Source organism: Dokdonella fugitiva (assembly GCF_004342425.1).
In the GTDB taxonomy this organism is placed as follows: domain Bacteria; phylum Pseudomonadota; class Gammaproteobacteria; order Xanthomonadales; family Rhodanobacteraceae; genus Dokdonella_A; species Dokdonella_A fugitiva.
Genome location: NZ_SLWQ01000001.1, coordinates 799079 through 819235, shown reverse-complemented (window position 1 = coordinate 819235; position 20157 = coordinate 799079). Strand labels below are relative to the sequence as shown.

General features: G+C 71.6%; 17 protein-coding genes. 6 read left to right on the top strand and 11 right to left on the bottom strand.

Annotated features, from left to right (window positions below; genetic code table 11):
* Positions 1–16: 16 nt before the first annotated feature.
* The 3 genes from EV148_RS03445 (at position 17) to EV148_RS03435 (ending at position 2192) form a co-directional block, all read left to right on the top strand.
* On the top strand, positions 17–559 hold the full coding sequence (locus EV148_RS03445; protein ID WP_131993456.1) for a pseudouridine synthase: 543 nt from the start codon (positions 17–19) through the stop codon (positions 557–559).
* 161 nt (positions 560–720) lie between these two features.
* Positions 721–1464: a class I SAM-dependent methyltransferase gene (locus tag EV148_RS03440; RefSeq protein WP_131993453.1), complete on the top strand. Its 744-nt coding sequence runs from the start codon at positions 721–723 to the stop codon at positions 1462–1464.
* A 110-nt stretch (positions 1465–1574) separates the two neighbouring features.
* Complete coding sequence (locus EV148_RS03435; RefSeq protein ID WP_131993450.1) at positions 1575–2192, top strand: hypothetical protein; 618 nt, start codon at positions 1575–1577, stop codon at positions 2190–2192.
* Positions 2193–2285: 93 nt separating this feature from the next.
* Here EV148_RS03435 and EV148_RS03430 read toward each other — a convergent pair whose 3' ends face one another.
* Positions 2286–2831: an ArsR/SmtB family transcription factor gene (locus EV148_RS03430; RefSeq protein ID WP_158287300.1), complete on the bottom strand. Its 546-nt coding sequence runs from the start codon at positions 2829–2831 to the stop codon at positions 2286–2288.
* 190 nt (positions 2832–3021) lie between these two features.
* Between EV148_RS03430 and EV148_RS03425 the strand changes: the two genes are divergently transcribed.
* Complete coding sequence (locus EV148_RS03425) at positions 3022–3918, top strand: DMT family transporter (RefSeq protein WP_131993444.1); 897 nt, start codon at positions 3022–3024, stop codon at positions 3916–3918.
* 211 nt (positions 3919–4129) lie between these two features.
* Here the strand turns inward: EV148_RS03425 and hrpB are convergent, their stop codons facing one another.
* The gene (hrpB, locus tag EV148_RS03420) at positions 4130–6664 is read right to left on the bottom strand and encodes an ATP-dependent helicase HrpB (RefSeq protein WP_131993441.1); all 2535 of its coding nucleotides are present in this window, start codon (positions 6662–6664) and stop codon (positions 4130–4132) included.
* Between the two features lie 74 nt (positions 6665–6738).
* Positions 6739–7950 carry a hypothetical protein gene (locus EV148_RS03415; protein WP_131993438.1) on the bottom strand — a complete coding sequence of 404 codons (1212 nt, stop codon included), beginning with the start codon at positions 7948–7950 and terminating at the stop codon, positions 6739–6741.
* Between the two features lie 117 nt (positions 7951–8067).
* Here EV148_RS03415 and EV148_RS03410 point away from each other — a divergent pair, with 117 nt between their 5' ends.
* Positions 8068–8892, top strand: a complete 825-nt coding sequence (locus tag EV148_RS03410) for a TatD family hydrolase (protein WP_241987955.1) — start codon at positions 8068–8070, stop codon at positions 8890–8892.
* Between the two features lie 36 nt (positions 8893–8928).
* Here EV148_RS03410 and EV148_RS03405 read toward each other — a convergent pair whose 3' ends face one another.
* From EV148_RS03405 to EV148_RS03385, 5 genes are all read right to left on the bottom strand, one after another.
* Complete coding sequence (locus EV148_RS03405) at positions 8929–10107, bottom strand: hypothetical protein (protein WP_131993435.1); 1179 nt, start codon at positions 10105–10107, stop codon at positions 8929–8931.
* A gap of 173 nt (positions 10108–10280) precedes the next feature.
* Positions 10281–12485, bottom strand: a complete 2205-nt coding sequence (locus EV148_RS03400; protein ID WP_158287299.1) for an outer membrane protein assembly factor BamB family protein — start codon at positions 12483–12485, stop codon at positions 10281–10283.
* A 141-nt stretch (positions 12486–12626) separates the two neighbouring features.
* The gene (locus EV148_RS03395) at positions 12627–13325 is read right to left on the bottom strand and encodes a pirin family protein (RefSeq protein WP_131993429.1); all 699 of its coding nucleotides are present in this window, start codon (positions 13323–13325) and stop codon (positions 12627–12629) included.
* Positions 13326–13518: 193 nt separating this feature from the next.
* Complete coding sequence (locus EV148_RS03390) at positions 13519–14295, bottom strand: ABC transporter permease (protein WP_131993426.1); 777 nt, start codon at positions 14293–14295, stop codon at positions 13519–13521.
* Positions 14292–15239: an ABC transporter ATP-binding protein gene (locus tag EV148_RS03385; RefSeq protein ID WP_131993423.1), complete on the bottom strand. Its 948-nt coding sequence runs from the start codon at positions 15237–15239 to the stop codon at positions 14292–14294. The genes EV148_RS03390 and EV148_RS03385 overlap by 4 nt, the downstream gene beginning before the upstream one ends.
* An 87-nt stretch (positions 15240–15326) precedes the next feature.
* Here EV148_RS03385 and EV148_RS03380 point away from each other — a divergent pair, with 87 nt between their 5' ends.
* Positions 15327–16070 (top strand): FAD-binding oxidoreductase, encoded by a 744-nt coding sequence (locus tag EV148_RS03380; RefSeq protein WP_131993420.1) that lies wholly within the window; start codon positions 15327–15329, stop codon positions 16068–16070.
* A 3-nt stretch (positions 16071–16073) separates the two neighbouring features.
* Here EV148_RS03380 and EV148_RS03375 read toward each other — a convergent pair whose 3' ends face one another.
* The 3 genes from EV148_RS03375 to EV148_RS03365 are packed head-to-tail and all read right to left on the bottom strand — an operon-like array spanning position 16074 to position 20156.
* Positions 16074–17060: a Csu type fimbrial protein gene (locus EV148_RS03375; RefSeq protein ID WP_131993417.1), complete on the bottom strand. Its 987-nt coding sequence runs from the start codon at positions 17058–17060 to the stop codon at positions 16074–16076.
* A complete protein-coding gene (locus EV148_RS03370; RefSeq protein ID WP_131993414.1) occupies positions 17057–19450 on the bottom strand; it encodes a fimbria/pilus outer membrane usher protein in 2394 nt (797 codons plus the stop codon). The genes EV148_RS03375 and EV148_RS03370 overlap by 4 nt, the downstream gene beginning before the upstream one ends.
* Positions 19407–20156: a fimbrial biogenesis chaperone gene (locus tag EV148_RS03365; protein ID WP_131993411.1), complete on the bottom strand. Its 750-nt coding sequence runs from the start codon at positions 20154–20156 to the stop codon at positions 19407–19409. Before EV148_RS03365 ends, EV148_RS03370 begins: the two co-directional genes overlap by 44 nt.
* Between the last annotated feature and the right edge of the window lies 1 nt (position 20157).

The window sequence follows — 20157 nt, the reverse complement described above, 5'->3', positions numbered from 1 at the left end:
CCGTCCGGCGGCGCGCATGCTCGTCCTGCTCAACAAGCCGTACGGCGTGCTGTGCCAGTTCACCGACCGCAGCGTGCCGCCGCGACGCACGCTGGCCGAGTTCGTCGACGTGCCGGACGTCTATCCGGCCGGACGGCTCGACCACGACAGCGAAGGCCTGCTGCTTCTCACCGATGACGGCGCGCTCGCGCATCGCCTGACCGATCCACGCCACAAGCAGCCCAAGACGTATCTCGTGCAGGTCGAGGGCACGCCGACGGCGGCCGCGCTCGACGCACTTGGGCGCGGCGTCGTGCTCGCCGATGGCCCGACCCTGCCGGCCGAGGTCGAGGCACTCGCGGCGGAGCCCGACTGGCTCTGGCCGCGCGACCCGCCCGTGCGCTTCCGCAAGACCGTGCCCGATGCATGGCTCAGGCTCACGATCCGCGAAGGCCGCAACCGCCAGGTGCGGCGCATGACCGCCGCGGTCGGCCTGCCAACCTTGCGCCTCGTGCGCGTGCGCGTCGGCGCGTATGCGCTGGATGGGCTCGCGCCAGGCGGAATGCGCGTGCTGCGTTGAGGGCACGGCTTCCTGAGGAGCCCCCCCGGGGTGACCGCGACACCGCGATACGACGGGCGTCGGTCACCGGGTGCGCTCGCGCATGGGTGTGTCGTGTGCCGCGCAACGCGATACACTGGAAGGTGACGGTCGCGCACAGGGTGCGCTCCTGCACGGGTGTCATGAGCTTCAAGGATCACTTCTCCGGCCACGCAGGCGCCTACCACGAAGCGCGCCCGACCTATCCCGAAGCGCTGTTCGACTGGCTCGCCTCGCAGGCGCCGTCGCGCGATCTCGCCTGGGATGCGGGTTGCGGCAACGGGCAGGCGAGCGTCGCGCTTGCACGCCGCTTCGCGCGCGTGCATGCGACCGACCCCAGCGCGGCGCAGATCGCCAATGCGGAGGCGCGGCCGAACGTCGACTACCGCGTCGAGCCTGCGGAAGCGTGTTCGCTCGCCGGCGCGAGCGCCGGCCTTGCCACCGTCGCGCAGGCGCTGCACTGGTTCGACCATGCGCGCTACCACGCCGAAGTGCGGCGCGTGCTCGTGCCGGGCGGCGTCGTCGCGGCGTGGGCGTATGCCGACTGCAGCGTGGCACCTGTGGTCGACGCGGCGAAGGACCGCCTCTACGTCGATCTCACCGGCCCGTACTGGCCGCCGGAGCGGCGCTACATCGACGAGGGCTATCGCACCGTGCCGTTCCCGTTCGACGAGATCGACGTGCCGGCGTTCGACATGCACGTCGACTGGACGCTCGCGCAGTTCCTCGCCTATCTGCGCTCGTGGTCGGCGACGCAGCGCTACCTCGCCGCGAACGGCGAGGATCCGGTCGCGCTGGTCGAGGACGAGATCACGCGCGGCTGGGGCGACCCGCACGCGGTGCGGCGCGTGCGCTGGGACTTCCACCTGCGCGCGGGGCGCGTCTGACGCAGCCGATCGGCTCCATCGACCGCGCGCGAAGTGGACCGTGGCAGCGGACAGCGCCCGACTAGACTCGTCGGCGATGCGGCTCGCGCATCGCCACCACGAGGTCTCCCATGCGCTGCCATCGGTTCCTTCGCCGCGCGACGTTCGCGGCCGCATGCGCCGCAACGACGGCCGCATCCGCATCCACGTCGCCCCCGTCGCTGCCGGACCCGCCGGGCTACACGACCGCGCGTACCGGCGGCGCGCACGACTTCGAATACTTCGCGGGCGGCTGGCGCACGACGCAGCATCGACTGAAGGCGCGCGGCGTCGGCAGCACCGAGTGGGACACGTTCCCGGCGACGTTGTGCATGACACCGTACCTCGACGGCCGCGTCACCGCGGACGAGATCCGCTTCCCGACCAAGGGCTGGGCCGGCTTCACCCTGCGCAGCTATGACCTCGCGAAGAAGCAGTGGTCGATCTGGTGGATCAACAGCACGAGCGGCCGACTCGAAACCCCGGTCGTCGGCGGCTTCGACGGTGCGCGCGGCGAGTTCTACGGCGAGGACGTCGACGACGGCCGGCCGGTCAAGGTGCGCTTCCGCTGGGACAAGGTCGACCACGGGCACGCGCGCTGGGAACAGGCGTTTTCCTACGATGGCCATGCCTGGGAAACCAACTGGACCGCCGACTTCGCGCGCGCCGACACCGCGAGCGCATGCCGCGACGGGCGGCCGCGCGACTGAGCCGGGTCGTCGTGGCGCTAGAGGCGCGTCCAGTCGATGCCGAGCGCGCGCAGGCCGGCATCGCCGTGCGCGCCGAGCGCGAGCGCGCGTGAATCACGCCGCGGCCGCAGCCAGCCGCGCTCGAACAGGCGCGAGGCGAGGTGGTTGCCGAGCGCGCCGGCGAGATGGAAGCGGCGCTCGGTCCAGTCGACGCAACTGCGCCCGCCGAGCGCGAGACCTTCGTCGTCGTCGTCGAACAGGCCGGCCTCGTGCAGCCAGCGCGCGCCCGCCGCGTTGAGGCGGATCGCGTCGCTGCCGAGTTCGAGTGCATCGTGCCCGCGCAGGCACTCGAACAGCGCGACGCCGAGCTGGCCGGCGAGGTGGCGGTAGCGTCTCGACGAGGTGCGCGACGTCTTCGTCGGCGAGGTGGAAATAGCGATGCCTGCCTTGCGCGTGCACGGCGAGCAGGCCGCCGGAGACGAGGCGCTGCAGGTGTGCGCTCGCGGTCGCGGGCGCGATGCCGGCGAGCGCCGCGACCTTGCCCGCCGGCCGCGCATGGCCGTCGATGAGCGCGAGCAGGATGCCCGCGCGCGCGGGCTCGGCGAGCAGGGCGCCGATCTCGGCGAGGCGGCGGCGGCTGGTCGGTGCGGCATCCGTCATGCGACCGGACCTAGCCGATCCGTGCCGGCGTCGTTTCGTCCGGCGCCGAAGCGTCGCGCGCGGCCTTCCGGCATGCTGCGACCGGTCCCATCCGATCCACGCGAACTGGACCGCCGCGGGGACTGGATCTGGCCGAGACTGGCCACATGCAGGGACACCTGCCGCCCCGCGATTGCCGGAGTACCGCGCCATGAACGACACGCTCGCCGCGACCGCCGCGCCGCGGACCGACTGGTTCACCCCGCTCGAACTCATCGCGCTCGGCGCGATCTGGGGCGGCTCGTTCCTGTTCATGCGCGTCGCCGCGCCACAATTCGGCCCGTTCGCGCTGGTCGAGGTGCGCATCGTGCTCGGCGCGCTGATCCTGCTGCCGTTCCTCTGGCACGCGCGCGCGCTGCTCGATGCGAAGCGTATCGTCCAGTTCGCGATCGTCGGCGCGCTCAATTCGGCGATTCCGTTCTCGCTGTTCGCCTGGGGCGCCGAGCGCGCGCCCGCCGGCGTCGGCGCCATCGCGAACAGCCTCACGGTGCTGTTCACTGCGCTCGTCGCGCTGCTCGTCTACGGCGAACGCGTGAGCCTGCGCCGCGCGCTCGCGATGATCGTCGGCTTCGTCGGCGTGGTCGTGCTCATGAGCGGCAAGGTCGCCGGTTCCGACGTGTTCTCCGCCGCGCTCGCCGGCACCGCGGCATCCGCCTGCTACGGCGTCGCCGCGAACTTCACCAGGCGCTGGTTCGCCGGCGTGCCGCCGCTCGCCGCGGTCGCGGGCACGCTCGGCAGTGCGGCGATCCTGCTCGCGCCATTCGCACTCGCGAGCTGGCCGGCGCAATCGCCGTCGGGCGCGTCCTGGGGCAGCACGATCGCGCTCGGCGTGCTTTGCACCGGCATCGCCTACGCGTTGTTCTTCCGGCTGATCCAGCGCGTCGGCGCCGCCCGCGCGACCACCTGCACCTACCTCGTGCCGCTGTTCGGCGTGTTCTGGGGATGGCTGCTGCTGGCCGAAACGCCGACCGTGACGATGCTGGTCGCCGGCACGATGATCCTCGGCAGCGTGATCGCGAGCCAGCGCGAGGCGCAGGCCCGGCGTTGAGCTGCCGCCTTCGGTGGGCCAAGGGCTGGCCCGGGGCGACCGCGGCGCCGGTCGCGCACAGGGTGCGCTCTGCAGGTGATGTGCGCCCGCGCTTGTGGTGCCACCGCGATGCCGCGGCGTCTCCAGCCGCAGCGTCGCGTTGTGCCGAGGCGCGCCCGATGGGCCTTCGCTCGTGTGGGAGCGATGCTCTCCAGCCCCGGGGCCCTCGGCGTCACGTCCCGCGCGGTTTCGCCCGATGCGTCGGCGCCGCGGTCCAGGGATCGTCCGGCCACGGGTGCTTCGGATAACGACCCTTGAGCTCCTTCTTCACTTCCGGATACGTGCGTTCCCAGAAGCTGCGCAGGTCCTGCGTGACCTGCACCGGCTTGCCGCCCGGCGAAAGCAGGTGCAGGGTGAGCGGCACGCGGCCGCCGCCGATGCGTGGCGTGTCGGCGAGGCCGAACAGCTCCTGCAGCTTCACCGCGAGCACGGGCGCCGCGCCGTCGGCATAGCTGATGCGGCGTTCCATGCCGCTCGGCACGCGCAGCGCGACCGGCGCCTGCTCGTCGAGCGCGCGCCGCTGCGCGAAGTCGATGCGCGAAGCGAGCGCTTCGGAGAGTTCCGCTGCCTGCAACGCATCGAGGCGGCGCTTGCCGGCGAGATACGGTGCGAGCCATTCATCGAGCGAGGCGAGCAACGCCGCGTCGGAGAAGTCGGGCAGGCCGAGTTCGGGGCACCAGCTGCGCAGCGCGTTGACGCGCAGGCGCAGTTCGCGCGCATGGTCGCTCCACGGCAGTGCCGCGAGGCCGAGTTCGCGTACCGCGCCGAGCAAGGCGGGCACGGCGTCTTCCGGCCGCGCCGGCACGCCGCGCCGCTCGAGCACGATCGCGTCGAAGCGGCGCAGCTCGAACGCATCGACCGCGCGCGTGTCGCGATTCCAGGTGACGCTGCGTTCGCGCACGAGGCGATCGGCGAAATCGCGCTCGAGCAGCGCAGGATCGAACGGCGCGGCGGCATGCACGAGGCTGTCGCGGTCCTCCTGGCGCAGGTCGACGACGACGAGCCACGGCTCGCCGTACAGCGCGCTGTCGTCGGCAAGGCGCGCACCGCGGCCGTTGGCGAGCGTGTAGCGGCGCGGATTGCCCGGGTCCTGGCGGGCGATGCGATCGGGGAACGCATGCACGAGCACGTCGCCGATCGCGGTCGCCGATGCAACGGCATCGCGGCCGGAGCCGCTCCCGGCGCGGGGGTCGCCGCAGCGGCGGCGCCACGCGTCGGCGGCCTGGGCGATCGCCGCGAGCGCCTTCGGGTCGGCGCCGGCATCGCGGACGCGTGCCTGCTCGCGTGCGCGCCACGCCTGCAATGCGGCGACGCGCACGCGGAAGTCGTCGTTGCGGCCGGCATCGCCGCGCAGCGGATTGCGCGCTTCGACGAGCGCGACCACGTCGCAGGCGAGCGCCGCCTGCGCCGCGTCCGCGCGCAGCACCGCGGCGGCGAGCCGCGGCGTCGCGCCGAGGGCGAGCATGCGCCGGCCGACCTGCGCGAGGCGGCCATCGGCATCGAGGGCACCGAGGCGCCGCAGCAGTTCGCGCGCCTGCGCGAGTGCGCCGGCGGGCGGCGGGTCGAGCCAGCGCAGCGCGTCGCTGCCCCAGGCCGCGAGTTCGAGCGCGAGCTGCGACAACTCGACCTGGGTGATCTCCGGCCGGCGCTCGGCTTCGAGGCGGCGGCTCTGTGGCCACAGCCGGTAGGCGTGGCCGGGGCCGAGGCGCCCGGCACGCCCGGCGCGCTGGTCCGCCGACGCCTGTGAAACCACGCTGGTGTCGAGCCGCGTGAATCCGCTGTTGGGGTCGAAGCGCGGTTCGCGCGCGAGGCCGAGGTCGACCACCGCGCGCACGCCGGGCAGGGTCAGGCTCGATTCGGCGACATTGGTCGCGAGCACGACGCGCCTTCGCCCCGGCGCGGCGGCGGAAAGCGCCGCGTGCTGCTCGGCGAGGGCGAGGTCGCCGTGCAGGGCCACCACGTCGACCGCGTCGCCGATGCCGGCGAGCGCGGCGTGCACGCGTTCGATCTCGCGCTTGCCCGGCAGGAACACGAGCACGTCGCCCTCGCCGTCGGTGAGCGCCGTCTCGATCGCGCGGCGCACGCCGAACGGCCAGCCGCGATCGGGCCACGCTTCGCCGCTGCGCGCGGGTGGATGCACGACGCGCACCGGATGGCTGCGCCCTTCGCTGGCGAGGCGCGGCGCGTCGAACCAGCGCGCGACGCGCTCGCCGTCGAGCGTCGCCGACATGATCACGAGGCGCAGGTCCGGGCGCAGGTTCGCCTGCACGTCGAGCGCGAGCGCGGCGCCGAGGTCGCCGTGCAGGTGGCGTTCGTGGAATTCGTCGAAGAGGATCGCGCCGACGCCGCCGAGCTCGGGATCGTCCTGGATCAGGCGCGTGAGGATGCCTTCGGTGACGACCTCGATGCGCGTCGCGGCCGATACGCGGTTCTCGAAGCGGATGCGGTAACCGACCAGCCCGCCGACGCGGCTGCCGCCCTGCGCGGCCATGAATTCCGCCGCCGCGCGCGCGGCGATGCGGCGCGGCTCGAGCAGCAGCACCTTGCGCCCGCCGAGCCAGTCGGCGTCGAGCAGCGCGGGCGGCACGCGCGTCGTCTTGCCAGCGCCGGGTGGCGCCTCGAGCACGAGCCGCGTGCCGTCGGCGAGCGCGCGCAGCAGCCCGGGCAGGATCGCGTCGACCGGGAAGCGCGCGCCGTCGTCACGCATGCGGAGTCATCGTGGGTGCCGGAAAAAACGATCCCGCCGTGCGGCGGGATCGTCGTTGCAGCCAGGCGCGCGGCTTATTCGCAAGCGAGGCCGTTGATGTCGGCGACGCGCGTCCAGATGCGCGTGCCGCTGCCACCGGGGCCGCCGTCGCCGCTCGCGGTATGGCCGTCGAAGCTGAAAGCCATGTGCATGCAGTCGGGGAACGACACCGAGATGGTGCCCCAGCTGGCGAGGTTCACGCTGGAACCGAAATCGCCGGCGAAGCCGCCGCCGCTCGTGTAGTAGACCGGCACGTTGTTGAGGTCGGTGCGGAAGTGCGGCAGCGTGCCCTGGATGACGAGCCAGTACGGCAGGCCGAGCTGGTCGTAGGTGTACCACGCCGCGAAGAACGTGCGCGAGCTCGCGTTGTTGTCGATGACCTGCGTGAGCATGCCTTCGCCATTGTGCGCGGGGTCGTACCACGAGGCGCTCAGGTAGCCGTCGATCGGAAGCGGCTCGAACGCGGCCGGGTATGTCGCCTGCGTCGGCACGTAGTCGGCGATCGAGAACTCCGCCGGCGTCACGTTGCCCGCATACGGATGTACGCGCAGCTTGAAGGCGTAGTTGTACATGTGCAGATAGTCGGCGCCGAGATTGTAGTTCTCGAGCACGAACGTCGTGCTGTTGAACACCGGCGTATCGAACATGAAGTCGGAGACGAACGTGTTCGGTTCCGTCGCCGCGCGCACGTAGCTGGCGGCGTCGTTGTAGTCCACGCTGCCCTGCGTGATCTGCAGGGCCGGGAACGTCGGGAAGTAGTCCGTGTGACCTTCATTGGCCGCGTCGCGGTCGATGCGCATCAACGTGATCGCGTTGTAGCCGCCGTCGCTGTTGTACGGCGTCTCGGCGCCCGAACTGCTGCACGGCACGCGCCAGACCGAGATGGTCACGGTTTCGGGATTGAGTACGTTGCCTGCGCTCGTGCGCGTATACAGGGGCAGGCGTGCCGTGGAAACGACGCCGCTTGCCTTGTCCGGCAGCGGCCACGCGGCGCAGCTCGGCGGATAGGCCCGATATTCGTTCGCGAGCGGCGTGCCGGGGAACACGTTGTTGCCCATCGCCTTGCTTCGCTTGGCCGTGCCGGCGGCAGCTTCACGCGCTGCATTGGCGAGGGTGGCACGTACGTGGTCGACGGCGGCCTGGTGCGCAGCCTGTATGTCGACCGGCGCCGGGGCCGGCGCCGCAGCCGCGTGCGCGGCAATGATGCCCGCGGTCAAGGTGAGCATCAGGCGGAGCGAGCTTTTCATGGTGGTTCCCCGAGTTGGACCGCGCGAGCTTCCCCGGGCGGCGATGAATTCGCAATGAACCGCCGACGGATGCGGGCCCGTCGCGGAGTGCGCATAATCGCGCGTTTGCACGGCCGGATGAAGAGCCACCCGACGATGAAGCATGCCGTACCGGCGCTGATCGACATCGGCGCGAACCTCACGCACGAATCGTTCCGCCCCGACTTCGACGCGGTGCTCGACCGCGCGCGCGCGCACGGCGTGTCGCGCATCGTCGTCACCGGCGCGAGCGCGGGTGGCAGCCGCGCCGCGCATGCGCTCGCCCTTGCCCATCCGGGCTTCCTGCATGCGACCGCAGGCGTGCATCCGCACCACGCGCACGAGTACGACGATGCCACGGACGAACTACTGCGCGAACTCGTCGCAACGCCGGAGGTAAAGGCGGTCGGCGAAACCGGACTCGACTACTACCGCAACTATTCGCCGCACGCGGCGCAGATCGCCGCGTTCGAGCGCCAGCTCGCGATCGCGGTCGACAGCGGCAAGCCGCTGTTCCTGCACCAGCGCGACGCGCACGCGGACTTCATCGCCTGCCTCGACGGCGTGCGCGGACGCATCGGTCGCGCGGTCGTGCACTGCTTCACCGGCGAGCGCGCCGAACTCGTCGACTACCTCGACCGCGGCTGCCACATCGGCATCACCGGCTGGATCTGCGACGAGCGCCGCGGCGAGCACCTGCGCGAGCTCGTGCGCCTCGTACCCGCGGACCGCCTCATGATCGAAACGGACGCGCCGTACCTGCTGCCGCGCGACCTGCACCCGAAACCGTCGCACCGCCGCAACGAGCCGATGTACCTCGCCCACGTTTGCGCCGCCGTGGCGCGCGCGCGCGGCGAGGACGTCGCCGTGACCGCGGCACTCACCAGCGCGACCGCGCGCGCATTCTTCGCGCTCGATGCGTGACGGCGGGCGCGCTTCGCGCGCCCGCCGCCGGGGACGTCACTCGCAGACCAGTCCGTTCGGCGCGAACAGGCGTTCGTAGGTGACAGGTCCGTCGAGCACCGGCACCGGCGCGGCGACGTCGTCGCGTGCGGTGTAGTCGAGCGTGAGATGGTTGCAATCGGTGGTCGTCACGGTCACGTGGCCCCACGGCACGTGCTCGAGGCCCGCGCCGAGATAGATGAGGTCGACGTCGACGCTGGCCTGGCCGACGGCGAACGCGGCATTGCCGACCAGCCAGAGCGGATCGCCGTCGTCGTCGGCGAGCAGCACGTCGAGCACGAGCTGGCGCACGGTCGAACCATCGCCCTGCAGCTGCTCGGTGACCTGCGCGAGCAGGCTCTGGTTTTCGGCGTAGTTGATCCATTGCGCGGCGGCGTAGGCGTCGATCGCGCGCGGCGTGGCCTGTGGCGCGGCATAGGCGGGCACCGCGATGTCGACCGGCTGGACCGTGCCGGGCACGTTCGGGTCGACGCGCAGGGTGAACGCATCACCGTAGGTGAAGTAGCCGGCGTCCGGGTCGGGGAAGTTCTCCAGCACGAAGGTCGTGCTGTCGATGATCGCGTTGTCGTAGTTCGCGCTTTCGCGCACGGTATTCGGTTCGGACGCGACGCGCGGGTAGCTCTTCGGGTTGCGCACGGTCGCATTGCCCGCGGTGACCGTGAAGTCGATCGAGCCCTGCTTCACCTGCAGGATCGGGAAGGTCGGGTAGACGTCGTCGTGGCCTTCGCGGTCGGTCGAGCGGTCGATGCGCAGCAGCGTGATCGAATTCGGCTGCCCGTCGGCGTTGTACGGCGTCGCCGCGCCGCTGCTGCTGCACGGCAGGCGCCAGACGGTGACCGTGACGTTCTCGAGATAGCCGTGGTTGAGGTCGGACGGCTTGCGTGCCCAGAACGGCATGTTGATGGAGTACGTCGGGGCGACCGGCTTGTCGGGCAGCGGATCGGACGCGCAGCTCGGCGGATAGGCGCGCCAGCGGTTGGCGAGCGGCGTACCGGGCGAGGTGTGGTTGCCCTCGACCTTGGCGAGCGGGCGATGGATGCCGGCTTCGCGCGGCGCGGCCGCGGCGCGCGCGGCCACGACGTCGGCCGGCAGCGGCTGGCTGGTGGCCGCGGCGGATGCGGGCGCGGTGGCGAAGCCCGCGAACAGCGCGAGCGGGGCAAGGATCGTCTTGTTCATTCGTTCTCCCAGGGGATTGCGGATCGTCGTGCGATCGGCGGCGGTGCATTTTCGCACGCTTGCCGGCGATGCCGCCCACGGCCGCGCGGGGTGGCACGCGCGCGCGGCCCTTGCTGGACGCATGGGCGCGCGCGATCGTCGCAACGCGGGCGCGCGGGCCACGCGGCGCGTGGTCAGCGCACCGCGTCGTCGCCTGCGGTGCGCGCGGGTGCCTGCGGGCGTGCGTGCCGCGAGTGCATGGGCATCGGTGCGGCGGAGCCATCGGCGAGTGCGGCGAGGCCGACGCGCGTGATGCCGTCGACGGCGTCGAACTGGCCGCCGATGTAGATGCCGTCGGGCGCACGGGTGATCGCGTGGATCGCTGCGCCGTCGACGACGGCGGGCGGCACCGATTCGGAGCCGTCGACGCGCGACCGCCGGACCAGGCTCGACGTTGCCGCATACGGGAAGTCGCTGTAGCGCGTGCCGCCGACGACGACGAGGTCGCCGTCGACGAGCAGCGCGGAAGCGATGCGATGGCCGTCGTGCGTCGTGGTCGCCGCGTTCCACGGCGCGTCGGGTTCGCCGGCGGTCGAAAATGCGAGCACGTCGCTCGTCGCATCGCCGGCGATGAACTCGCCGCCGACGTAGAGCATGCCGTCCGGCGCGAGCGCGAGCGCAGCGGGCATGCCTGGCAGGCTTCGCCGCCAGCGCAGGCTGCCGGTCGCATTCGAGAAGCGCGCGAGCGAGTTGCCGCCGCCCAGCGGGAGCGAGTACGTGCCGTAGCCGTCGGCGAGGTAGAGCGCGTCCGCGGCCTCGTCCACGACGATCGCGTTGACCGGGTACATCGGCGTGTCCCAGGCCGGGAGCACGCCCGCATCGCGCAGCGACAGGCGCGCGAAATGCTCGCGGGCGAGGCCGGCCACGTGGGCGAAGTAGCCGCCCACGTGGAGCCCGCCATGCGCGTCGGGCGCGAGCGCGTGGACCCAGCCGTCGACGACGACGTTCCAGCCGGCATCGACCGCGCCCTCGCCACTGCCACCGACGCGGACGATCATCGAGGTACTCTGGTACGTCGTCGGGTACGACGCCACGGTCGATTCGCCGCCGGCGTACACCTCGCCCTGCGGGCCGACCGCGAGGGCGTCGACGCTGCGCAGTGCGGTGGACGGATGCCATGTCGCGTCGAGCCGGCCTTGCGCATCCAGTCGCAGCAGGTTGTCGCGCAGGCTCGTGCCGGCGACGGCGAAATGGCCGCCGACGATCTTGCCGCCGTCGGGCGCGACGGCGATGGCATGGACGGCCCCGGGCCTTGCCGCGTCCGCGCTTGCAAGGAGCCGCCCGTCCGCGCCGGCGAGGCGTGCCAGGGCGAGGCGCGAAGGCAGCGCCGATCCGCTCGCGTACACGGAGCCGCCGGCGCCCGGCGCGAGCAGCCGCACGCCTCCGCCCGGCGTGCGCCATGCCATCGCAGCGGTACGGGCGGACCAGCGCACGAGTTGCGGTCGATCGTCGCCGTTCCCGTCGAGCGCCGCGAAGACGGCATCGCCGTCGACGGCGAGCGCGGTGACCGGCGCCGGACACGGCGGATTCCACGCCGGATCGAAGCGGCCGTCGCTGCCGGCCGCGATGCGCGCGACGAATCGCGGTGCCGCGCCGCTCGTCGCGGGGAAGCCGGACGCCGGGGCGGCGAGGTAGAGGGAGCCGTCCGCGCCGACCGCCGTTGCACGCGGCGGACCCCCGAACGCGGGCTGCCAGCCGGCAACGGCGTCGCCGCGGCCGCTCTCGGCGACCTTGTGCACGGCGACACCGCCGTTGGACGCGCCGCCGATGACGTACAGGAAGCCCTTCGAATCGGGCCGGATCGCGTGCACGCCGCTGCGCAGGCTCGGGTTCCATTGCGGGTCGATGAGGCCGGCGGCGGAAATCTTCACCGCATGTCGTCCGGCCAGCGGCGCGGACGTGATCTCCGCGGCCGCGAACACGTCGCCATGCACGCCGACGGCGAGGGCAGCGACGCCCTGCGTGGTGTCGATGTTCCTGCCCGGGTTCCACGTGCGATCGACGTCGCCGTGCGGGCCGGCCGTGATGCGCGCGATGTCGTGGCGCGGTTCGCCATCGACGGCGGCGAACGATCCGCCGACATAGACGCGTCCGGCCGCATCGACGGCGAGCGCGCGGATCGTGCCATCGACGGAAGGGGCCCAGTCCGGGTCGAGCGAACCGTCCGCGCGCAGCCGCGCGAGATGGCTGCGCTGGACGCCGTCGATCATCGAGAAGTCGCCGCCGATGACCAGCCGCCCATCGGGCTGGCGCGCCATCGCGTACACGTCACCCGCGAGGCCGAGTGGAAGCTCCGGCAGTGGCGATGGCGCGGCGGCGCGCGCCCAAGGCAGCACCACGCACAGCCATCCGGCCGCGAGGACTGCCGCGATGCGACACCGTGCCGAATGCTGCATGCCGCGCCCTCGTCCGTCGCCGATGGTCACCGCGCATGATAGGCGACCGGCGACAGCGAGGACACCGCGGCACGGCGGCGCTGTTCAGGCGCTGTCGACGAGCACGACCTCGGCGTCGTCGAGCGCGGTCACGCTGAACGCATCGATGTCGCGGATCGCCGCACCATCACGCGCATCGATGCGCACGCCGTCGACCTCGATGCGGCCGGCGGCAGGCACGAGATAGGCGTGGCGGCCGGCGCCGAGTTCGTAGCGCACCGATTCACCGGCCCTGAGCGTCGCGCCGAGCACGCGCGCGTCGGTGCGGATCGGCAAGGCGTCGCCGTCGCCGGCGATGCCGCTGGCGAGCGCGACGAAGCGGCCGGAACGATCGCCCTTCGGGAACGGCCGCGCGCCCCACGATGGCTCGCCGCCGCGGCGCGTGGGCAGGATCCAGATCTGGAAGATGCGCGTGGTCTCGTGCTCGAGGTTGTACTCGGCATGCTGGATGCCGCTACCCGCGCTCATGACCTGCACGTCGCCGGCCACCGTGCGGCCCTGGTTGCCGAGGCTGTCACGATGCGTGATCGCGCCGTCGCGCACGTAGGTGATGATTTCCATGTCCGCGTGCGGATGCGGCGGGAAGCCGGTCTGCGCGGCGATCTCGTCGTCGTTCCACACGCGAAGGTTGCCCCACGCCATGCGCGAGGGGTCGTGGTAGCCGGCGAACGAGAAGTGGTGCTTCGCCTTGAGCCAGCCGTGGTCGGCCCCGCCGAGCTGGTTGAACGGCCTGCGTTCGATCATCGTCGTGTCCTTCGTGCCCGCAGCGGGCACCGCTGGCGAACAAGGTAGGGCCGGCGTCGTGCGCGCACCAGTCGGCGCGGCGGCGACGCAGCGTTCGCGGGGGTGGACGAAGGAGAGGGCCGAAGGCCCAGGCGGCGGATGTCTCGATGCTCTGCAGGGCGGTACGCGCGCAGCGCGTGCCGCCGGCGACCCCTCAGCTCCGCAACCCGACACCGCGCCGCAGCAGCGTCAGCGCGATGGCCGCGAGCACGACCGCGAACGCGAGCATGACCGCGTAGGCGGTCCACATCGGGATGTCGCTGATGCCGAGCAGCCCGTAGCGGAACGCATTGACCATGTAGAGGATCGGGTTCGCATGGCTGATCTCGCGCCATGGCGTGCCGAGCTGGTTGACCGAATAGAACACGCCGCCGAGGTAGGTCAGCGGGGTGAGCACGAAGGTCGGCACCAGCGCGATGTCGTCGAACTTCTTCGCGTAGACCGCGTTGACGAAGCCGGCGAGCGAGAACACGACCGCGGTGAGCAGCACGGTCGAGAGCGTGATCCACGGGTGGTAGAGGTGGATGCGCGTGAAGAACAGCGAGATCGCGAGCACGATCAGCGCGACCATCAGCCCGCGCAGCACCGCGCCGGTGACGTAGCCGGCGAGCACGACCCAGCTCGGCATCGGCGAAGCGAGCATTTCCTCGACGTAGCGGCCGAACTTGGAACCGAAGAACGACGAGGAGATGTTGCCGTAGCTGTTGGTGATCACCGCCATCATGATGAGGCCGGGCACGATGTAGTCGATGTACTGCACGCCGTCGGCGACCTCGCCGATGCGGCTGCCGACCATGCGCCCGAAGATGACGAAATAGAGCGTCATCGTGATCGCCGAAGGCAGCAGTGTCTGCATCCAGATGCGCAGGATGCGCACGACCTCGCGGCGGGTGATCGTGCCGAAGGCGACGAGGTTGGCGTTGGCGCTCATGCGACCGCCTTCGCCGCGTCGGCGGCACCGCCCTCGACGAGGCGCACGAACAGTTCTTCCAGGCGGTTCGCCTTGTTGCGCATCGAGCGCACGGCGATGCCGCGTTCGCTGAGAGCGGCGAACATCGAGTTGAGGTCGTGCTCGCGCGACATTTCCGCCTCCAGCGTCACCTCGTCGATGCGCGTGAAGGCGACGCCGGGCACGTCGGGCAGCGCCGTCGCGGGTTGCTCGAGATCGAGCACGAAGGTTTCGACGTCGAGCTTGGACAGGAGCGCCTTCATCGTCGTGTTCTCGATGATGCGGCCCTTGTCGATGATCGCGATGTTGCGGCAGAGCTGCTCGGCTTCCTCGAGGTAGTGAGTGGTGAGGATGACGGTGGTGCCGGCCGCGTTGATCGCGCTGATGAACTTCCACATCGAGCGGCGGATTTCGATGTCGACGCCGGCGGTCGGCTCGTCGAGGATGAGGAGCCTCGGCTCGCTCATCATCGCGCGCGCGATCATCAGGCGGCGCTTCATGCCGCCGGACATCGTGCGCGCGGGCTGGAACGCCTTGTCCCAGAGCTGCAGCTGCTTGAGGTACTTCTCCGCCCGCCCCGCCGCCTCGGCGCGCGGAATGCCGTAGAAGCCGGCCTGGTTCACGCAGATGTCGAACGGCTTCTCGAACATGTTGAAGTTGAGCTCCTGCGGCACCAGGCCGATCAGGCGCATCGCGGCGCTGCGCTGCTCGCGGATCGACACGCCGAAGATGCGCGCGTCGCCGCCGCTCGGGTTGACGAGCGAGGACAGGATGCCGATCAGGGTCGACTTGCCGGCGCCGTTGGGGCCGAGCAGGGCGAAGAAATCGCCGGGCTGGACGCACAGGGAGACGCCCTTGAGCGCCTCGACGCCGTTCGAGTAGGTCTTCTTGAGCTCGACGACGTCGAGCGCGGGGATCGTGGTCATGGAGCCTTGGGGAGGGGCCGGGACGGGGTCGCTCGGCGGCTGCTGGTAGTATAGCGGGCCGTTTTGCGCGTCCTACGTTCGGTCTCGATGGAACATTTCAAGCTCCGCCTCGCCGCGAGCCACATGCTCGCCCCCACCGTCCGCCACCTCGCGTTCGAGCGCGAGGACGGGGCGCCGTTCGCTTTCGTGCCGGGCCAGTTCCTGCAGATCCACTTCCACTACGCCGACGGCAAGCCGACCAAGCGCAGCTATTCGGTCGCGACGGTCGGCGACGGCAAGGGACCGGTGCAGCGCATCGAAATCGCCGTGTCGTATGTCGAGGGCGGTGCCGCGACCGAACTGCTGTCGACGCTCGACGAGGGCGGCACGATCGAGGCGAGCGGTCCGTACGGGCGCTTCTGCCTCATGGACGGCGACACCAACGCGCGCTACCTGCTCGTCGCCACCGGCACCGGCGTCACGCCGTATCGCGCGATGTTGCCGCAGATCCGCACGCTCACGCAGTCGCGCGGTTGCACGTTCGCGCTCGTCTACGGCGCGCGCAACGAGGGCGAGCTGCTCTACGGCGAGGAGTTCGAGGCCTTCGCGCGCGAAGTGCCCGGCTTCACGTTCCATCCGTGCCTGAGCCGCACGCCGCGCGCGGTGCCGCGCCCGCACGACCGCCACGGCCGCGCGCAGGTCGCGCTCGGCGAGCTCGGCCCGAACGCGGCGACCGATATCGCCTACCTGTGCGGCAACCCGAACATGGTCGACGAGGCGTTCGCGATGCTCAAGGAAGCGGGCCTGCCGGTACCGCACATCCGCCGCGAGAAATACGTCTCCTCGCGCTGACCGTCAGTAGGTCACGGTAACCGTGATCTTGTCGCTGTAGGCGCCGGCCGGCATCGGTGCCTGCGGGGCGACGCGCCCGTACACGGTGAGCGCCTGCGCGAGGCCGGTTCCGCTACCGGTCAGCGTGTCGGTATTGAGGGTCGTGCCCCAGCGCTGGGTGCGCGCGCTGTTGCGGTAGAGCTCGTAGGCGACGCGGCCGGCGCCGCCGGCCATGCGGCGGGTCGTGCCGAGCGCGTTCTGGCCGTTGTCGAGGCCCACCTGCCACGCGGTGTTGCGCGTGCAGGTCATCGTGATCGTCGATTGCTGGTCGATGTTCGCGCCGAAGTTGCTCGGCGCCGAACCGAAGTTCATGTCGCTGGCCGTGCCGATCCGGCAAAGCGAGGCGACGCTCGCCCTCGCCTGGAAATCGAAGTTGTCGCTGCCGTCGCCGGTACACGTCGCCGGGTACGCCGGTGGCCCGAGGAATCCCTCGCTCGCGTTGTAGGTCATCTGCGCGCCGTTGCCGGTGAACAGGCTCGAGTACGCGCCGGCGGCGAGGCTGGTCTGCCCGGCCGGCACGCGCCCATAAAGCGTGAGGCTGCCGTTCTGGGTGGTCGTGCCGAGGACCGTGCTCAACTGCATGTGCGTGGTCACCGCGGGCAGGCCGGGCGCGGTGGACGAGCCCCAGACGACGTTGCGCGCCGCATCGCTGTAGATCTGGAAGTTCATCGACTCGCTGCCGGCCTTCATCGTGCGCGGCGTGTAGCCGGTGCCGCCCGAGCCCGGACCGATGTTGAAGCACAGCGTCACCGACGAGCCGCTGAGGATCCCGGTGAACGTGCAGCGGTAGTTGAGCGTCGCCGTGGTGTCGACCAGGGTGCCGGTCGGGTCGACGTTGCCGAACGCGAGGTCGGTCATCGAGGTGACGCTGCAGCTCGTCGCCGCCGACGCGCCGTGCGCGGCGGAGAGGCACGACAGCAGCACGGCCATGCGTGCGCGGATGCGGGTCATCTTGGTTTCTCCTCGACGCAGCGCAGCGGGCCGAGCTGCGCGATCACGTCCTTCGAGTCGGGCACGTCGATGCGCACGCTGCAGGCGCCGGCCGGGCCGTCCACGCGTGCGCGCTGGCTCCGTTCGAGCCCTTCCAGGTAGACGACGCCGTCGAAGCCGACCAGCGCGGCGTCACCGTCGCGGCCTTCGATGCGCACGCGGCTGCCGATCGCGAGCGGCGTGCCCTTCGCGTCGACGAGCGCGACCTGCGCCGCGCGCGACTGCTTCATGCCGAAGCGCACGAAGGTGCCGGCGCGGTCGCCCGGCGTCGCATCGGCGCTGACGCGCTCGACCTGCATGTTCGCCGGCAGCTGCATCGGGTCGATCGAGAGGCGGTTGTGCTGGTAGGCGTTGAGCCTGGCGACGAGCAGCAGGCCATCCTCGTCGGTGTGGCCGATCGTGCGGTTCTCGAGTTGCACGGGCACGCCGGCGATGCCGTCGGTCGAGACCACCGCGAACGCGTCGTCGATCGCGCGCGAGGCGAACGCATGGCCGCCGATGAACGCGAATGCCCCGCTCGCGTCGCCGTAGCCGTAGTGGCTGTCGCCGAGCGCGCTGACGCCGATGCTCGCCGCGCCGCGGTTGCCGAGCCAGCTCGCCTCCGCGGCGCCGCCATGGTTGCCGCCGTCGCCGCCCTGGGCGAGCACGCGCCAGCCGAAACCGCCGTCGCCGGGAACGGGTTGGCTCGCCTGCACGGCGAGGTTGTCGCTGTCGCGCCGGTGCTGCGCGCTGGCACTCACGCTGCGGCGGCTGGGGAGGCTCCAGGTCACGTTGGCGAACACGCTGCGGTCGCTCGTGTGCTCGAGGTTCTGGTTGAAACCGATGTTGAGCGAGAGTGTGCCGCCGAACGTGTCGGACCAGAACAGTCCGGCGTAGCGTGCGGTGGGCTCGCCCTCGTAGGCCTGGCGCAGGTAGTTGAGGCCGAGCGAGCCCGCGTGCTCCGTCGCTACGCTGAACGTCGCGCGATCGGTCGCGCGCGGCGGCGCCGTGCCGTACGCCGAGGCGGCATCGCGGAAACCCTTCTGCGCACGCGTGCTGTCGACGGAAAACGCGAAGCGGCGGTCGGCCCAGTTGTAACCGACCGAGACCTGGCCGGCGCCGTCGCCGTGCGCCTGGCTGCGCGCGAGCGAGGCGCTGAGCACGCCGCCGCGGCTGCCGAGCAGCCAGACGCCGCCGACGCCGCCGAGCGCGAGGCCGGGCGCGTGCTCGGCGTGCGCTTCGAGCGTGAAGCGGTCGCTGACGCCATAGCGCAGGCTGCCGATGCCGAGCAGGTCGCGGCCGTAGTCGAACGAGGTGATGCCGTAGTTGCGCCGCACCCAGCCGAGGTCGACCGACCAGTCGGCCAGGCCGCGCGCGAGCAGTTGCCGGCTCGCGTAGAGCGAGAGGTCGATCGTGCTCGCGCGGCCGAGTGCATCGGTGACAACGAGCTGCGCGCTGCCGGCACCGTTGACGACCGGCATCGTGTTGAGCTGGAACGGCCCGGGCGCGACCTGGCCGCTGTACTGGCGCACGCCGTCGACGTAGAGGTCGACCGCGGACGGCAGCGTCGCCGAGCCGAAGAAGGCCGGCAGCGGCGTCGTCACGCGGTACGGCTGCAGGCCGAAGTCGGTGCCGATCGAGACGCCGCCGAGGCGCGTGGCGCGCGTCCAGTCGAGCGCGTCCGTGACGGTGTCGCCGACGCGCAGGCGCAGCATCGAATCGGGGAAGGCGAGCTGCCAGTTCGAATCCAGGCGCGCCGAGTCGCCACGCCAACCGCCGCCGTCGGCGCGCGCGCCGCGCATGATCGCGGTCGTCTCGAACACGCCGGCGCGGTCGGCGAACGCGCGCAGGTCGGCGGTCGCGGCGAGCGAGCGCGTGCCCTCGCCCGCGGTCGCGTACAGGTCGTAGCCGAGCACCGCGCCGGGCGAACTCGTCGCGCGCGGCGTCTCGGCCGATCCCGCATTGAGCGTCTGCGTCGCGAGCGCGAGCCGCGCGAGTGGCGCGGTGAGCGAAAGGTGTTGGCGCTCCGCGTCGAAGTCGACGACCACGTCGCCGAGCGCGGCCAGCGGCATCGGATCGCTGGCACCGGGTTCGATCACGAAGCCGAGCGCGCGCAGGGTGGACGCGCGCACCCACAGTGCCCCGTCACGCTGGTCGAAATGCGCGATGTGGCCGGTCGCGACGCGGTTGAGGGTGACGTCGAGGTAGAGGCTCGTGCCGCGCACCCACGCCTCGTCGTCGGCGATGAGGCCGCCGTCCGTCGCCTGTGCGTGGCCGTGCGCGGAAGCCAGGGCGAGGGCGACCGCGGCGAGGCAGCGCGCCAGCACCCTACGGGCGCGCGCCGATCGCCGCCACAACGCGTTCGACTGCATCGCCGTTGATCCGGGATTGCAACTGCGCGTCCTGCGTGCCGGCCGGGATCTTCACCGGCCAGCGCATCGTGCTGCCGGGCAGCACGTAGCCGACCAGGCCGGGCACGAGTTCGCTGCGCCGGCCCCGCGACTCGAGGGCGAGGTTGCCGAGCTGCGCATGCGTGCCACCGTCGTTGCGCAGTTCGAGCGCGGTTTCGCCGTCGCGCTCGACCAGCGTCCCATGCAGGTCGGGGCCGGACTGGCCCTCGGCCGTGACGAACACCGGGATCGAGTAGCGCAGCACGAACTTGAGCTGGGTGGCTGCGCTCGCCGGCGGCGGCGCTTTCGCGTCCGCCGCGGGTTCGTCGACCGGCAGTTCATCGACGATGATGCGGTACGCCGCCTCCGCGCGCGCCGGCGGCGCGCCGACGCGGATCACGCGCACGAGCTGGCGCGCGCCCGGGGCGAGCTGCAGCATCGGCGGGCTGATCGCGAGCGCGCGCGACGGCTCGAGGTGGTCCTCGCCGCCGCTTTGCGTCCATTCGTACACGCGAGCCTGCGCGTGCAGCGCTTCGGCGCTCGTATTGGTGAGCCAGAGGCCGTCGGCGTTCTGCGCCGGCCCGAGGTTGAGCGTCGTCGGTGCGACCTGCAGGCCCGTGGCCCCGGCCGCGCCGGCGAGCGCGAGCGAAAGCAGCGAGGACGCGAGCAGCGCCGTGCCGTGGTTCATT